This is a genomic window from Pelosinus sp. UFO1, assembly GCF_000725345.1.
In the GTDB taxonomy this organism is placed as follows: Bacteria; Bacillota; Negativicutes; order DSM-13327; family DSM-13327; genus Pelosinus.
On sequence record NZ_CP008852.1, the window covers coordinates 2,867,965 to 2,884,095 of the forward strand.

The following is a 16,131-nucleotide window of genomic DNA, read 5'->3' on the forward strand; positions in this document are numbered from 1 at the left end:
CTAAGTATATCACAAGAAATACTAGGCTAATAAACGGTCGTGAATTAATTTTATAAAGGCTTGGATTGCATGAGAAAGCCATTTATCTTTATGATAGGCCAAGTAAGCATTAACCTGAAACTCAGTCCCCCGCCATGGCAAAACTATTAACGTACCTGCTTCAACTTCTTCTTTGACAGCAGATAGAGGCAAAAAGCTTATCCCTAAGTTGCTTATAACGAATTGCTTAATGGTCTGAATTTGGCAAATTTCTAAAATAGTCTTAGGACGAACATTGGCTTTTGCTAACTCATCTTTCAACATCGTTTGGTAGCTTGTGCCTGAATCAATAAAAATCAGCTTTTGTTCCTGTAAGTCTTGAACTCCTAACTCTATCGATTTGGTAAGAGTATGACTTGGTGAAGCAACCATCACAATAGATTCTGACCACAAAAATTTATTGACTAGATCTATCTCTTTCATCTTGGGATCGAGGAAGAAAGCCAAATCCATCATATTTTTTCGTAATAAATTACGAAAATCGCTACCTATGCCAAACTTTATCTTGAGTTCTACATTGGGGTAAAGTGAGGTATATTCTTTTAATAAATCTGTTAAAGAGTAAACGCACAAAGATTCTGGCATTCCAATAATAATAGGTCCCCGCGGTACCTCAGAATTATCTAATTCATTTTTTGCATCCTCAGCCAGTTTAGTGATTTTCTCCGCATAATCATATAACCTTTCACCATCTGTTGTTAGCATAAGCTGATGTCCAAATCTTTCAAAAAGAACGGTATTTAATTCTTTTTCTAACAGTTGAATATGAGTTGTCACTGTAGATTGAGTATAAGCCAAAAACTGAGCCGCTTGTGAGAAGTTACCCAATTTTACAATGCTCATAAAGGTTCTTAGTTGTCGAATTTCCAAATAAATCACTACCTCCTATGTCTCTTTCAATACTATTTTTAGCGATAAGTACAGTATCATTTACTTTTCATCTATCCCATATTTGATAAAGCTATCTTACTAGTTAGAACCTTTCCTTCAAAAAGAGACAGATGGAATCCGTTTTGCAGACTCCATCTGTTTTTTACATAATATAATATTTTACTCACAATTACCATATACAGTGGCAACAATATTCCTATTATTAAAACCCATATTCGAGCTAATATACAGGGATATTCTGTCTGAACATCTCGGCAATTATGTTTTCCATGCTATACATTCCTGGAGGTTGGCCAATGAGAAATTTTACTGCAAAAATAGCCCCTTGACCAAACGCTGCCCTGCTGATGCTTTCATGAGATAATCGAATAGTTTGATTTGGCATCCCGAAGATGATTTCGTGGCGCCCAACAATTCCGCCAACGCGAATTGAATTTAGGTGCTCTTCCACATTGAGGTTAAGAGCATTCGCAATTTTTTGTGCTGTTCCCGACACTTCTTTTTTACCTTTAAAATGTTCCTCTACAATTTCAATATCTGCATGAGGAGCTATTTTCTGCAAAATTTGGGCTGCTACCAGTAATACGTTAATCCCCAAAGTAATATTGGGAGAATAAAGTACCGAAGTAGTCTCTGAAAAGGATTTTAGCAGATCCATTTCCTCCGGTTCATATTTTGAGATAGCAGAAATAATCGGAATTCCCACTTCCGCTGCTTTACTATATAAATGAATCCCTGTAGAATCAGAAAAATCTACAAGCGCATCTACTGGATTTTCTAAAAAGAAATCATCATCAATGTCCTCAATAGAAAAAATCTCCCCTGCATCAAACTCATATCCTAATAGGCGACTTGCATATTTCTGATGATCCTCGTTACTTCTACGCACTACCCACGCCAGCGTAAATAAACTGTCGTTGAGGAATTCATTACTGATAACTTTACCTGTTTTCCCAAAGCCAAAAACACCAATCTTGATTTTCTCCAAAGAAACTCCTCCTTATAACTGTAAGTTGTTAGTCCACTGCTACCTTCATCCTGCATGAAATAGCACTTTTTACAAAACCAGTTTTTGAGAAGGAATATCAAAAAAGACCATTAACTGGTCCATTTCTTTATGGCAGGACAACTAAATCCTTCTCTTTCAACGCCTACGAGGTTAGCTGACGGATTCGGGCAGAAAGAAATTCGCCCTACCTGCTTGCACAGGATTCACCCCAAAAATGGGTCCCCCGCTTCCAATGAATGAAACTCGGCGATTACCTTATAACTATAGAATTTTAAATTCCCTTTCTATATCATACAGTTTTTCTTACTATCTTTCAATCTGTTTTGAGATGGATATTAAATCCAGGGACTTATCAGTATCTAGACTGATTAATTGCGCTATTCTTAGGATAATCAATTAAAAAATCAGCAGCAAAACAAACTGTTGTTTTGCTGCTGATTTTTATTTCGTTAAAGCGTCTTTTGGCCAGGCTGCCAATCAATAGGACATAATCCACCAGTTTGAAAAGCCTTTAATACCCGTAATATTTCATCCACACTACGTCCAACATTTAAATCACTAACGATTTGATAACGAATTATACCTTCTGGATCAATTATAAATAACCCGCGAAGAGAAACACCTTTCTCTTCAATTAAAACGCCATAATCTCTAGATACCTGCTTTGTGATATCAGAAGCTAGCGGATAATTCAATTCACCTAATCCGCCTTCTTCTTTTGAAGCTCTTATCCAAGCACGATGTGAATATACACTGTCAGTACTTATACCAAGTATTTCCGCACCAATTTTATTAAATTCATCTAACCTAGAGTTAAATCCTTTGATTTCCGTTGGACAAACGAATGTAAAATCCAAAGGATAAAAGAAAAGAATGAGCCATTTTCCTTGATAATCTTCAAGCTTTACAACATGTTCCAACGTCTTAATATCCGCCGTAGTAGACATGCTAAAATCAGGGGCTTTTTGACCAACTTTGGCTGACATATAATCACTCCTCTTATGTAGTTAATAACAATTATTATTTACATAATATTATCAATGCCACAGTTTGTCAATCCTTTTGTAGATTTAACTTTATATTTTTTAAAATTTATTCGTTATTCTTTCTTGCCAAAATCGGTGGTAGCAAATCCTTTCGTTGGAAAAGCGCAATTTTCTGGAGCTATCTTACATCTGTCAGTACGAGCAAATCCCATACCTGCCGTACTGCAATCTAATTTACTATCATCTTCTTGAGTGATTTCATCCTGTTTACCAAAGTCAGTATTAGCAAATCCCCTAGTTGGCAAACCGCAACTCTCAGAAGCGATATGATTATTTTCTGTACGTGCGAAGCCTTTACCTGCGGTACTACAATCTGATATACTTTCCTCACTATTCTTGTGGGTCATATTATAATCCTCCTTCTTAATATCAACAATTTGAGTTGAAAGTTTTAAACTACGTTTATTTTACTTTATATCTGCATTTTCTCCGTTCTTTGTTAAATATATTCAACTATTTTCCACTCATTATTTTCAATATGATAACTAATTACTCTTTATCGTTTAGTGATATTAATCATTTCTATCGATTCAGAAATCATTATATACTGCAACCATACATAGGAACTTTTAAATTTAAAAATCTGGAGTTAAGGTTCATACTACTATAGTAACTAACACACAATAAAAAACTAACGGAAGATCCGTTAGCTTTAAAAAGAGCCCGTAATGATCTACGCTACAGCCAATACCGATCATTACATACCTATACGCAATCTTTCGACTACCCACAAGCATTACACAACCGATACTGACCTTTGCTCGACTGCCACAGATACCTACCGAACCGGTCGCAATCTCCCGACAACGGCCGACCCCTATAGCTTCAGCACCCATGACAGTCTTAGCTCGACCGTTACACATCCCTTTTGACCACACGACAACAGTTGGGCTGCCGTACAGCCTTACAAGACATATAACGATCTGCCCGCCGACTACTGCCGAACCTTTCGACCCGACAATAATCTTTGGCCGACCAATACCGAACCCTATTAAGATCCGGCACCAGTCTTGGCTCAACCATTACGAACCCTTTACAATAAATAGTATGGCTTAAAAAGGCAAAGGAATACCTGGGATTTATTGTGTTTTTTTAACCACATACATTGCCAATTGCTTTATATCACTGAACCTGCCCCTTTGGCATAAGTTGTATTTTGTTCTGCGTTGTAATATATACACCTAGAACGGTAAGAGACATACCGATCAAATGGTATGCTGAAATTTTTTCTCCATATAGGAATACGGCAATCCACAATGCATTTATCGGCATAAGGTTAATATAGGCTGATGCCTTGGTTGCGCCAATACGTTGAATCCCCCAATTAAACAGCAAAAAGGCCACTACTGTAGCGCAAGTCGCCAGATATATTATTTCCAGCATCGTTTGGTTGGATAGATTTAAGACTTTGCTCCATTGATCTTCTTTTATTATCGAAAGGACCAGCAACATCACTGCTCCCATCATTGTTGATACAGCAGTGACTACAGTTGTTCCAATGGTGCGGCTGACTTTTTTAACAAGAAGGGTATAAATAACCCAACTTGCAACGGAACCAAATAAATAAATTTCGCCACGACCAATAGACATCTGAGTCAGCACGCTTAGGTCTCCTTTACTAACAACTAAGGAAACACCTAGTAAGGATATGATTACTCCCAGCAATGTACGCCAGTTCCACGCCTCCCCCATAAAGAAACTAGCAATACATGTTGTAAAAACTGGATTAATGACAATAATCAGAGCTGCCGTTACCGCGGAGGTATACTGTAAGCCTGTGGCAAAAAAATAGTTATAGGAAAAAACACCTGTTGCACCTAAAGCTAATAGGTAAAAAAAATTCTGTTTAATAGGCAGCCAAGTCAACTCTTTACGCCAACTGCTCCAAATGAGCATAAGTAATCCAGCAATGATAAATCGAAGGGCTGATGTCGTTAGGGGAGATAATTCCGATAAAATATGTTTCGTTGTCCCAAATGCACCTCCCCAAAATAAAGGCACTAATAAGAGAATGAGATAAATTTTAGTGAGATTTTGTTTTTCCATATTTACACTCCTGTATTTCGAAATGAATAGTGTCTGACTTTTGAATTATAAACAAATGCCCTATCGTTCCTCATCTTGAACAATAGGGCATAGTCTTTAATAGGAAAATCAGATGCTTATTTTTTCTTTCATTTTCTCAAATTTACTTGACCCAATTCCTGGGACCTTCTTTAATTCATCAATATCTTTAAAACTACCATTGGTCTGACGATATTCTATAATACGCTCTGCTAATGCTGGCCCTACCCCAGGCAATGCATCCAATTCGTTTTTTTCTGCAGTATTAATATTAACGGTATTGCTGCTGCCACCCACCTTACTCTTGTTTAAGCCAGCAGCTACGTTGTTCCCTTGGACGATTGCCCTTTCAGCAACATGAAGGTGTGTACCATCTTTTACTGACTGTGCCATATTAATTTTTGTCACATCGGCATCAGAGGTAAGACCACCAGCCATCGCAACGATATCAAAAACTCTTGCATTTTGTGAGGCTTTAAATACACCTGGGTTATGAACTGCTCCACTTATATACACAAAGATTTCACTGGTTTTTTCTTCGATAATAGGAGCACTTTTGGCTAGGGCTTCACTAGAAGATGTCGACGCTGATATTGAATTCTTCTGCCAAAAACTATAAAAACTACCTGCTACAATTAATACCGCCAGCATCACAATAAATAATATTTTATTCCTTTGCTCAAGCACGATATCCCTCCTGTTGTAACTTGTACTAACACCTTCGACAAAGTAAAGTGTTTTCCTTTTATTTACAACAAAAAGTTCAGTTATTCTCAGTTAAATTTTTTATTTATTCAATCCGCTCCAAATTAGGATTTTCACAAACGGACCGACCAATCTTAGAAAGATTACGCCACTCACCATTTACTTTTATACGAACAATATCTGCCGTAAAATCATTATTGGTTTCATCTGAATTCTCCAGCAAAGATGAGCCAACTCCATAGATATCTACAGGCACATCCATCTCCTCAAATTCACGAATTTTCTTGGCGTTGAACCCTCCGGTAACACAAATTTTGATTTGTTCACACCATTCTTTAGCAATCACTATTTCCTCAGGTGTCAGATCCCATTCAGTATACACTGTATCAATTGCCTCTCGCAGGTTCCACACGAGCCTTGGTGATACCCCCATATCTTGTTGCTTATTTCCTGTGGGTACAATAGACTTGTCCCGCATATTTTTAGAAGTATCAGGGCGTACTCCATATAGTTTATATTTTTCCGCTTCTTCTAGCTGTCCCGCTTTAAAGTAAGCAAGATATTTTACAAACATAGCTGTCATTACAGCTTTCGTTTCACCAACACAGTCATTATGAAAATCAACTAGCACTAGTCTAGAAACTTCTTTTGGGAAAATCCTAGAGTATTGCATCATGGTCTCTACAGTGTCTCCCATGAAACAGCAAATTGTCGCATGAGCGATAGTGCCTCCGCCCTCGCCCCCCCACCAGGTACCCTGTTCATCGGTACTGACAAAACGACAATTCTTTTTACTGTATTTTTGATTATAAGCCTGAATTGCTATAGAATATGCATACCCATGCAAGGCTTGCATCTTATAGTGGGCAAAACGTGCAGGAAAAAACAAAATATCTTTCGCACGACTAGCAACTAGAGTGTTATATACATTCGTCGCAATACGAGTGGGTTCAGCAATAACTCCAAGTATCACTGTTTCCAGTTTTGCAAAATCCCGATAGCGACCACGAATCCTCAGAACAGGTTGAACGCTTAAAGGATCACCATCATAATAGACAAACGTACCATCTTGTACAGCCTCCACCTCTAGTTGATGATAAGTATTTATGAATTGCCCGTCATCATTAAAGTACCCCGTACACATTTTTATAATCGCAAGAGCCTCATCTACTCCTGCCACCAAACTACACGGTCTTCTCCGTGTAAAAAATTGCATCTCCACTTCCACATCGCCAACCTGTACGGTGGAACAATCTATTTCTTTAATATCACTATTACCAGCAAAATGATATTCTTCCTTTGCCAACGCTTCAAGCAATATTACATTGTTACTAAAATATTTATCAGAATACCAACCTCGTCGAATTTTATCTGCCTCAATTTTAAAAATTTCTGCTGCTAATCTTTCTCCATTAAATATAGCCATTTTCCTGCCCCTTTCACCTTTAAAAATCCAGACTCTGTATTTTCAATAGCTTCCATGAATATTTTTCCATACGTTCCTTATTCATCATTTTTTACACAAAATTCCTCATCGTCCTTTTCCGTCCACTTAGGATTAAAACGATAAAGTTTTGAAGGCCTAAAACGTTTCCCCTCAGATAACAGAGTGGTTTTCGTCAGCATTCGCTTTACTTTTTTTCTAAAATAAGCATCTGCCAATTCTCGGCTATATAATACCTCATATACTTTTTGTAATTCAGTAAGCGTAAATAATTCTGGCATCAAACTAAAGGCGATATCTGTATACATTACTTTATTTTTCATTCTATCAAGAGCATATTGAATAACTTTCGCATGGTCAAAGGCCAAGCCATTCTTATTCTCAATATAGGTGTTTTCTGTTTTAGAAATATGACCTTCTACTATTGTTTTGACCATAACATGGTCTTTTATCGTAATTTCCTCATTTTCAACTATAATCTCAAATGTTTTTTCAAGAATGTAACCATTTGCTGTTGGACTTTTTATTTTTTCGATTACCTTACTACTAACATTGAACCATCTTACATCCTCTGCGTCTTCACCGGATTTTACAATAAATTTTTCTCTATCTACTAAAGCCATATAGGATGTACTGATTACTCTACGTCGAAGATCAGGGTAGACCCGTCCCCAGGTATACAGTTGTTCCATATACACATTTTCTAGATTGGTCTCCGCCTTTAACTCCCTTACGGCAGCTTCGTCAATACTTTCTTCGTAATTTACAAACCCACCTGGAAGCGCCCATTTACCTTGCTGAGATTCACTTTCTTTCGTCGATAAGGGATCTTTTTTCTTCTTTACTAACAATATTTGCAGAACCTTATCAGGGAGCCGTCTAGGATCCTTATCTTCACCATCAATCGCACTAAAGATAACCATATCAACTGTATTAGATGATTGTATATAGGCACTTTTATCACAATCTCTAAAAAAACCATTTTTAGCATCACTCATATTTTTACCTCCCGCTAATCATCAAAATATAAAGAGTAATTGGCGGTTTTTATTTAGGATCTTTTTGATATTATCCTTTTGATATTATCTTATTAGTATTATTATACATGTCCATTCTATCCTTGGCAATAATTTTCAGAAAACTTCCTCGAATTTAGTCATACTGTATTATTTTCAAGATGGATTTGTAATAATAAAACCCGATCTAATCAATTAGATCGGGTTTTACTTTCTTAATTACACTCTTAACGTGCTACAATATTAACTAACTTTCCTGGTACGGCAATTACTTTTATCACTTCTTTACCTGACAGCAAAGCTTGTACTTTTTCTTCCCCTAGAACCTTTTCTTCCAATTCTTTGGCATTTAAAGTAGCAGAAACAACAATCTTCTCTTTTACCTTGCCATTCATCTGTACAACAATTTCTACTTCCTCTAGCTCGATTGCTTTTTCATCAAAAATAGGCCACAACTGTTTGTGAACACTACCTTGACCAATCGTTTCACTCCATAATTCTTCTGTAATATGAGGTGCAAAAGGAGCTAATAAACATAATAAACTTGATACGGTCTCCCTCACCAATCCAGGATTTAATGATATATTCTGATCTTTAATAGTATACATGGCATTTACCAATTCCATGATAGAGCTGATAGCTGTATTAAAATTAAAACGATCGCCAATGTCTTCCGTTACCTTTTTAATTGTCCCATGCAATACACGTCTAAGGTTACGTTCATCCTTAGTAAGAGTGCTACTATCATACTCAGTTTCTTCCCCTGCCATGAAAGAAGCATAATGATCAATTATACGCCATAAACGTCCTAAGAAACGATAAGAACCTTCTACTGCTTGGTCATTCCATTCTAAATCACGCTCAGGTGGTGCCGCAAATAGAATAAATAACCGGGCTGTATCCGCGCCATATTTTGCAATGATTTCCTCAGGAGATACTACATTGCCTTTTGACTTAGACATTTTAGAACCATCTTTAATAACCATACCCTGTGTTAGCAAGTTTTTGAAAGGCTCATTCACATTAATTAAACCAGCATCTTTTAATACTTTAGTAAAAAATCTTGAATACAATAGATGCAATATAGCATGTTCAATGCCGCCAATATATTGATCTACAGGTGCCCAATAGTCTGCTTTTGTAGAATCAAAAGGCGCTAACATATTCTTCGGATCTGTGTAACGCATATAATACCAAGAAGAACAAATAAAAGTGTCCATAGTATCTGTCTCACGTTTAGCAGCACCGCCACATTCAGGGCATGTGCAGTTTACAAATTCTTCTACCTTAGCTAGAGGCGAAACAGAACCTGCACTGAAATTAACATTTTCCGGTAATAAGACAGGTAACTGATCTTTAGGTACAGGTACACTACCACAGCTAGGACAATTAATAAGGGGAATTGGTGCGCCCCAATACCGCTGACGCGAAACTAACCAGTCACGTAAGCGATAATTTACACGCCGTTTGCCATAACCTTGTTCTTCCAACCATTTTGCAATTGCGACCTTCCCAGCTTCACTCTTCAATCCCGTAAATTGTCCAGAATTTACGATAACACCATCACCATCGTAGGCACCTGTCATAGATTCAATCGTTAGCTCTTGCCCTTCAGGTTGTATTACCAATTTTTTTGCTAATTTATATTTATTAGCGAATTGCCAGTCTCGTTCGTCATGTGCAGGAACGCCCATTACTGCTCCCGTACCATATTCCACTAATACATAATTAGCTACCCAAATTGGCACTTTTTCATCAGTAAAAGGATTGACTGCATACGCCCCAGTAAACATGCCTTCCTTCTCAAATTCACTAGAAGTACGACTAATTTCGCTCATATTTCTTACTTTTTCTACAAATTGACGAACAGCCTGTTCATTTTCTTTACCAGCAATAAGTTTCTCAACTAGTTTATGTTCAGGGGCTAATACCACATAACTTACCCCAAAAACGGTATCATGCCTAGTTGTATAGACAGCGATTTCTTCTTCAAAGTCAGCTACGGCAAAGGTAAACTCGGCCCCTTCACTGCGACCAATCCAATTTTCTTGCATAGTTTTGACTCGCTCAGGCCAGCCTTTTAATTCGCTAAGATCACTTAAGAGTCGATCTGCATATTCTGTTATTTTGAAGAACCATTGTTCTAATTCTTTTTTCACCACGACGGAATCACAGCGCCAACAGCAGCCATCAATTACCTGTTCATTTGCTAGTACCGTATTACAGTCATTACACCAATTTACCGCTGCTTTTTTCTTATAAGCAAGTCCTCGTTCCACGAACAGCAAGAATAACCATTGGGTCCAACGATAATAGTCAGGGTGACATGTGGCAACTTCTCTATCCCAGTCGTAGGATAGTCCCAATTCTTGTTGTTGACGGCGCATATTTGCTATATTTTCCCATGTCCATTCTGCTGGGTGAACACCATGTTTAATTGCTGCATTTTCTGCAGGCATACCAAAGGAATCCCATCCCATTGGATGAAGAACATTATAGCCTTGCATGCTTTTAAATCTAGCAATTACATCACCTATCGAATAATTGCGTACATGACCCATATGTAAATTGCCCGATGGATAAGGGAACATTTCTAGAACGTAATATTCCGGGCGCTGACGATTTAGCTCTGTCTTAAAAGTGTTGTGCTCAGCCCAGTGCTTTTGCCATTTTGATTCAATTTCCTTAGGAACATATCTTTCATTCATTAAAAAAAGCCTCCTATTTATAAAAAATAAAAAACCGCCCCTTGGCTAATTAGCCAGGGACGAGTTATACATACCCGCGATACCACCCTGATTGATAGCAACTGCCATCCTCTCAATGATTGTTAACGCTAATCAAGCGTTAGCCACTACTAATTCATGGCTACTCCTCCGCAGTGAGTTCAACTTATTTGGGATTGGCTCGCATCATCCGCCAACTGTCTGCACCACAAATAAAAGCTTACTATTCTGCCTCGTAGGACTTACACAATATTATATCCCACCCTATCTAGAAAGTCAATTAACACTATTCAGTCTATTTTTTTACCAATTGTTCTATATTCAAAAGGATAGGCATACATTTTTTCTTGGGAGGTGTATTCTGTGTATAAGTTAATCATTGGCAATATTAGAATCACTGTATCTGATGATTCGATTAGTCGCGAACAAGCTACTGCCGCTGCTAGGCAATCCATCGCAGCAGCGCAAGGGCAAGGAAAAGTTTTATCCCATATTGAAATTACTAAAGGGGAAACAGGTCTTGATATAATCCCCACAGAAAAAACAGGACATAGACAGTCACGTAAAACCATTAAGCAAAGTATGCTTGACGGTATGCAGGTAGCAATTCAAGAAAAACTCTACCCCACTGGTACCTTTAGCAATAAAGACCTTTGGTACGATGGAGATACGGGGCAGGAATGGACTGGTAATGCCGTAAGTGATGCTAGAGATGAACTTGTGAAAGCTTTTGAAAGTTGGGCTTCGACTATCAAGTAAACCAATGGCTTGAATTTGGACTGAATAAAATAATATTTGATAAGGATACCTAAAAAGAAGGTATCCTTATATTTTCGTTAAAGAGCCTGCCTTCGGGCATTTTGCATATCTAGTGCCTCAAGAGATTTTATAGAATTTTCGCGAACCTCTTTATCTTCTTCACTTTCAATCCACCCCTTAAGTAAGGTAACCACTTGCTTCATTTCCCACTCATCCCATAACACACGTCCATATAATAAAGCAACCAGTCTTCGTACTTCAGGCTGCTCAATAGTAGAAAACTCATTTATCATTATTCTTTTATATAATGTCAAAAATAAGGGTCGAACACAAGTTACTTTTTCAACCATTGTTGCAGCCTGCACCCGAATGGCAGGATCTTCATATAATATCCCTCGCATAACTTCATCAAATAGAAGCGGATCAGCAGCCGCAAGTTCGAGTAAGTTTTCTAAAAAATTATTGGATGCTTCTTTATCCTCACGTAATATTTCCCACGGAATTAACAAATTCTATTTCCTCCTCAAAAACCTTCTTTTTTTCTATAACGTATATGCAATCTTATAAAATCATAACCTTATTATAACTTGAATATTCAATAGCACTAAGAAAAAATTTACTTCTTGTGAAATGCAGAATCTATTTTCCATATGCCGTTGAAAGTTCAACAGCTGAAAACCTATTTTTCGAATATCTTCCATCATGGTAGCTATACATGGATGTAGCTGTAAAAACATTGTCTTTTTCTTTGTAATATTCGCAGGCAATTTACAAGTCTCCTGCATAGAACTCTTCAATTAATCGTTTTTTTGCTATGCATTTTCAAAAAGCTCCTATAGACGACAACTAAAAACTCATGTATACAATCACCTCGAAAACAGGTATACTAGGGCATACTGATAAAATGTAATAGGGAGACATAACTGATGCTATTTCGCAAGAAAAAAGTATATGAAGATATTTATAAATGGCGTCGTCATAATAATGGTACATGCTTTTATTGTTATGAGGATAAACCAGTAGCAGTATCCTTGGTTGGGGATAAAGGAATTTGCCAAGAATGTCTTGACCATTTTAAAGTTGGACACGCTGGTACAGATCGTCATGTCATCGCCCACCTTACAAAAGAGATCCGCAGCCATGAAGAAGCCGTTGAATGGTTAAAAAAGCATGGTGTAAAGCTAGCGCCAACTGGTTGTAATGACAAGGTCCATTATTATATGGCAATTAATAACCTTGGAACCTTCAATCATTATCACGATATTATCTATGGCACTGCTGATCTTAATACAGTAAGCAGCGATACAGCTAAGAAAATCATGGACAGCTACAATGATATAGAAATATTTAATGATGGCAGTATTCGCATTATTTATTAATTTAACTGCCACCTATCAATAGGAGGAATCATTCGTGGAACATTTACAAGATACTACTCTTAACCCTATCGTCCTATGCGAAGCTTCTTTGGTTGAAGAGATGAAACTAGCAGTAGATGCTGAAAGATTACCTACTCAATTTACCGCATTTGATGTGAAGAAATGGATGAAAAGCGATCAGATTACCAAATCTGACGGTACCCCTTATGATGAAATATCTACTGAATTATTATTAAACTATTCTAAACATACTCCGATAACACGAAAAAGAAAACTAAAGGTGTTATATTCTAGCGCAAACTCGCGGGTATTTTCATTTAACCCATTTTAACGTAAAAAAACTGGCTGCCAAGATGGCAGTCAGTTTTTTTACAAATTTATTTATTTTTTTGTAAGATACTTCCGAATATCTACAGCAACAGCAGCTACGATAATGAGACCTTTTATAATAAGCTGCCAATAAGGATTCATACCGACAAAAGTCAAACCATAATTGATAACCGTAAAAATAACTACCCCGACTAAAATACCAGGTACGGTACCAATGCCCCCTGTTGTGGATACACCGCCAACAACACAAGCTGCAATAGCATCTAATTCGTACATGTTGCCATAATTATTTGTAGCACCACCCGTTCTTGCTGCTTCCAATACACCAGCAAATCCATAAAGTGCTCCAGCAATTGCATAAATCATAACTAAGTTAAGACCAACATTAATACCCGAAACGGTTGCCGCATTCATATTACCACCAATGGCATACATGTTTTTCCCTAGTTTGGTTTTATTGAAAATAACCCAAACTATAAAGGCTACTATTAATGCTATGAGAACTATGTAGGGTATCGAATAAGGACCAGTACCAAAAGATCCTGAACCAATTATAGTAAAGTCGGATCTTAAACCGCCAATTGGCTGAGATTCGTTCGGTTTCATATCAAAATAAATCGAGTTTACACCATAGACCATTACATAAGTTCCTAACGTTGCAATAAAAGGTGGTACACTGAATTTCGCTACAATCCACCCATTTAGTAAACCAACAATAAGTCCGCCAAGTATAGCGATCACAATTGGTATCCAGATTGGAAGTTGAGGTAAGTCAGGAAAAAATCTCCGGGAATAATCTGCAACCTGCAGCATAGAACCCGACAATACTGCTGCTAAACCAACAACACGCCCTGCCGAAAGATCGACACCTGCCGTTATCAAAACAAAGCCAGCCCCAAGGGCAATAATTACTCGGGTAGAAGATTGCATTAAAATATCACGTAAGGTATTTATCGATAAAAAATTTGAATTATACACGGCAATTGCTACAATCAATACAAGCAAAACACCATATATTGCATACTGCAATAAGAACTCATTCATTTTCTTTGTATCAAAGTTCATTTTGGACCCTCCCTTGTTTACGCCATGTATAATGTTGCATGACGCATGATTTCCCGCTCTGTAGCATTCTTTTGATCAATTATTCCAGTAAGCCTTCCTTCGCACATTACCATAATTCTGTCAGACATCCCTAATATCTCAGGCATTTCTGAAGAAATCATAATGATACTCTTGCCTTGTTTAGCTAGTTCAGCAATAATCGTATAGATTTCAAACTTTGCACCAACATCAATACCACGAGTTGGTTCATCAAGAAGCAGTATATCAGGATTCATTAGTAGCCAACGGCCTAACAAGACTTTTTGTTGATTTCCACCTGATAAATTTTTAATTAACTCTCTAACAGAAGGCGTTTTTACCCGAAGCCTTTCAGCACTCTTAACTGCATCTTCTTTCATCTTCTGTTCATCAAGTAAGAAATAAGGTGTCTGGTAAGCATCAAGGTTAGCAATTGCCGTGTTTTCCGTTATGGGTAACACAGGGAATATGCCTGTCACCCGACGCTCCTCTGTAAGCAAGGCTATCTTATGTTTTTTTGCATCGGCTGGTGATTTTATTTTAACCTCTTTACCATTTAAAATAAATTTTCCTGCCGCTATTGCACGCAATCCAAAGATAGCTTCAATTAACTCTGTACGTTGTGCTCCTACAAGACCACCAACCCCTAATACTTCTCCTTTTCGAAGATCAAAGGTTACATTTTTAAAGGAACGCGGATTTGGTGACGTTAGATTCTCAACTCTTAACACAACTTCGCCAGGTACATTCGTACGCTCGGGAAAGCGTTGCGTCAGATCACGTCCAACCATTTTGGAAATAATAAGATCCGTAGTCAATTCTGCTGCATTCCAGGTGCCAATATACTTACCATCGCGCATAATGGTTACCTCATCCGATATTTGAAGAATTTCTTCCATTTTATGAGATATATAGATGATAGAAACTCCTCTTTTTCGTAGATCACGTATAATTTTAAACAGTTGTTCTACTTCTGTACCAGTCAATGAAGAGGTTGGTTCATCCATTACGATAATTTTTGAATTGAAAGATACGGCTTTAGCAATTTCTATAGACTGTATTTTAGATACGGATAAGGTTTTAACTAATGCGTTCGGATTGATGTCAATTTCAAGTTGCTCAAACAAAGCGGTTGTATCAGCATACATTTTTTTATGGTCCACGAATTGAAAAGGTCCAATACCTTTCATTGGAAAGCGTCCAAGCCATACATTTTCCATAACATCTCTATGAGGAATGGGATGCAATTCCTGATGAATCATGGAAACTCCATAATTCAGGGCATCCTTAGAATTATGAATATCTAGTTTTTGTCCATTTAAAATGATTTCACCAGCATCCTGCTTATATATCCCAAAAAGACATTTCATTAATGTAGACTTTCCTGCACCATTTTCCCCCATCAAAGCGTGAACAGTACCAGGCCTTACTTTAAGTGTCACATCATCTAGGGCCTTTACCCCAGGAAACTCTTTGGAGATATGATTCATTTCAAGTAAAAAATTTGTTTCTGTCATTTTTTAGCGCCTCTCTTTCTCTTGAAGGCTTTTTTCTACTTCATTAAATAGAATGGCAAGGTACAACGTGAGCTACATTGGCCCTTGCCATTTCTAACTACAGTTCTCTATTGAATCTTAGGT

General features: G+C 37.4%; 16 protein-coding genes, 1 riboswitch and 1 other annotated feature. Of the genes, 3 read left to right on the forward strand and 13 right to left on the reverse strand.

Annotation, left to right across the window (positions count from 1 at the left end; translation table 11 throughout):
• Window positions 1-21: 21 nt before the first annotated feature.
• The 10 genes from UFO1_RS13650 to leuS form a co-directional block, all read right to left on the reverse strand.
• Window positions 22-918 (reverse strand): LysR family transcriptional regulator, encoded by an 897-nt coding sequence (locus tag UFO1_RS13650; protein ID WP_236639194.1) that lies wholly within the window; start codon window positions 916-918, stop codon window positions 22-24.
• Window positions 919-1,150: 232 nt separating this feature from the next.
• A complete protein-coding gene (locus tag UFO1_RS13655) occupies window positions 1,151-1,918 on the reverse strand; it encodes a 4-hydroxy-tetrahydrodipicolinate reductase (RefSeq protein ID WP_084159833.1) in 768 nt (255 codons plus the stop codon).
• Window positions 1,919-2,062: 144 nt separating this feature from the next.
• Window positions 2,063-2,198, reverse strand: a riboswitch (cyclic di-AMP (ydaO/yuaA leader).
• Between the two features lie 190 nt (window positions 2,199-2,388).
• Window positions 2,389-2,925, reverse strand: a complete 537-nt coding sequence (locus UFO1_RS13660) for a peroxiredoxin (protein ID WP_038671634.1) — start codon at window positions 2,923-2,925, stop codon at window positions 2,389-2,391.
• 113 nt (window positions 2,926-3,038) lie between these two features.
• Window positions 3,039-3,332 carry a hypothetical protein gene (locus tag UFO1_RS13665; RefSeq protein ID WP_236639195.1) on the reverse strand — a complete coding sequence of 98 codons (294 nt, stop codon included), beginning with the start codon at window positions 3,330-3,332 and terminating at the stop codon, window positions 3,039-3,041.
• Window positions 3,333-3,581: 249 nt separating this feature from the next.
• Window positions 3,582-4,004: a hypothetical protein gene (locus tag UFO1_RS13670; RefSeq protein ID WP_236639196.1), complete on the reverse strand. Its 423-nt coding sequence runs from the start codon at window positions 4,002-4,004 to the stop codon at window positions 3,582-3,584.
• 103 nt (window positions 4,005-4,107) lie between these two features.
• Window positions 4,108-5,031, reverse strand: coding sequence for a DMT family transporter (locus tag UFO1_RS13675; protein ID WP_038671636.1), 924 nt, complete (start codon window positions 5,029-5,031; stop codon window positions 4,108-4,110).
• A gap of 108 nt (window positions 5,032-5,139) precedes the next feature.
• On the reverse strand, window positions 5,140-5,736 hold the full coding sequence (locus UFO1_RS13680) for a helix-hairpin-helix domain-containing protein (protein ID WP_038671638.1): 597 nt from the start codon (window positions 5,734-5,736) through the stop codon (window positions 5,140-5,142).
• Window positions 5,737-5,839: 103 nt separating this feature from the next.
• On the reverse strand, window positions 5,840-7,180 hold the full coding sequence (locus UFO1_RS13685) for a nicotinate phosphoribosyltransferase (RefSeq protein WP_038671639.1): 1,341 nt from the start codon (window positions 7,178-7,180) through the stop codon (window positions 5,840-5,842).
• Window positions 7,181-7,257: 77 nt separating this feature from the next.
• Window positions 7,258-8,196 carry an NUDIX domain-containing protein gene (locus UFO1_RS13690; RefSeq protein ID WP_038671642.1) on the reverse strand — a complete coding sequence of 313 codons (939 nt, stop codon included), beginning with the start codon at window positions 8,194-8,196 and terminating at the stop codon, window positions 7,258-7,260.
• A gap of 245 nt (window positions 8,197-8,441) precedes the next feature.
• Window positions 8,442-10,922 (reverse strand): leucine--tRNA ligase, encoded by a 2,481-nt coding sequence (leuS, locus tag UFO1_RS13695; RefSeq protein WP_038671643.1) that lies wholly within the window; start codon window positions 10,920-10,922, stop codon window positions 8,442-8,444.
• 52 nt (window positions 10,923-10,974) lie between these two features.
• Window positions 10,975-11,186: a binding site (T-box leader), on the reverse strand.
• A gap of 117 nt (window positions 11,187-11,303) precedes the next feature.
• On the opposite strand from leuS, the gene UFO1_RS13700 reads away from it, so the two are divergent.
• Complete coding sequence (locus tag UFO1_RS13700; protein ID WP_038671645.1) at window positions 11,304-11,699, forward strand: hypothetical protein; 396 nt, start codon at window positions 11,304-11,306, stop codon at window positions 11,697-11,699.
• Window positions 11,700-11,776: 77 nt separating this feature from the next.
• On the opposite strand, the gene UFO1_RS13705 is transcribed toward UFO1_RS13700, so the two are convergent.
• A complete protein-coding gene (locus tag UFO1_RS13705; protein ID WP_051788937.1) occupies window positions 11,777-12,208 on the reverse strand; it encodes a hypothetical protein in 432 nt (143 codons plus the stop codon).
• 417 nt (window positions 12,209-12,625) lie between these two features.
• On the opposite strand from UFO1_RS13705, the gene UFO1_RS13715 reads away from it, so the two are divergent.
• The gene (locus tag UFO1_RS13715) at window positions 12,626-13,078 is read left to right on the forward strand and encodes a hypothetical protein (RefSeq protein WP_038671649.1); all 453 of its coding nucleotides are present in this window, start codon (window positions 12,626-12,628) and stop codon (window positions 13,076-13,078) included.
• Between the two features lie 34 nt (window positions 13,079-13,112).
• A complete protein-coding gene (locus tag UFO1_RS13720) occupies window positions 13,113-13,409 on the forward strand; it encodes a hypothetical protein (RefSeq protein ID WP_038671651.1) in 297 nt (98 codons plus the stop codon).
• Window positions 13,410-13,459: 50 nt separating this feature from the next.
• Here UFO1_RS13720 and mglC read toward each other — a convergent pair whose 3' ends face one another.
• Window positions 13,460-14,473, reverse strand: coding sequence for a galactose/methyl galactoside ABC transporter permease MglC (gene mglC / locus UFO1_RS13725; protein WP_038671653.1), 1,014 nt, complete (start codon window positions 14,471-14,473; stop codon window positions 13,460-13,462).
• A gap of 17 nt (window positions 14,474-14,490) precedes the next feature.
• Window positions 14,491-16,008 carry a sugar ABC transporter ATP-binding protein gene (locus tag UFO1_RS13730; RefSeq protein WP_038671655.1) on the reverse strand — a complete coding sequence of 506 codons (1,518 nt, stop codon included), beginning with the start codon at window positions 16,006-16,008 and terminating at the stop codon, window positions 14,491-14,493.
• Window positions 16,009-16,131 lie beyond the last annotated feature (123 nt).

Bases quoted from the DNA above. Each gene is read 5' to 3' on its own strand.
- UFO1_RS13665 (WP_236639195.1), bottom strand. From the start codon at position 3,332: ATGACCCACAAGAATAGTGAGGAAAGTATATCAGATTGTAGTACCGCA.
- mglC (WP_038671653.1), bottom strand. From the start codon at position 14,473: ATGAACTTTGATACAAAGAAAATGAATGAGTTCTTATTGCAGTATGCA.
- UFO1_RS13660 (WP_038671634.1), bottom strand. From the start codon at position 2,925: ATGTCAGCCAAAGTTGGTCAAAAAGCCCCTGATTTTAGCATGTCTACT.
- UFO1_RS13715 (WP_038671649.1), top strand. From the start codon at position 12,626: ATGCTATTTCGCAAGAAAAAAGTATATGAAGATATTTATAAATGGCGT.
- UFO1_RS13675 (WP_038671636.1), bottom strand. From the start codon at position 5,031: ATGGAAAAACAAAATCTCACTAAAATTTATCTCATTCTCTTATTAGTG.
- UFO1_RS13690 (WP_038671642.1), bottom strand. From the start codon at position 8,196: ATGAGTGATGCTAAAAATGGTTTTTTTAGAGATTGTGATAAAAGTGCC.
- UFO1_RS13685 (WP_038671639.1), bottom strand. From the start codon at position 7,180: ATGGCTATATTTAATGGAGAAAGATTAGCAGCAGAAATTTTTAAAATT.
- UFO1_RS13730 (WP_038671655.1), bottom strand. From the start codon at position 16,008: ATGACAGAAACAAATTTTTTACTTGAAATGAATCATATCTCCAAAGAG.
- leuS (WP_038671643.1), bottom strand. From the start codon at position 10,922: ATGAATGAAAGATATGTTCCTAAGGAAATTGAATCAAAATGGCAAAAG.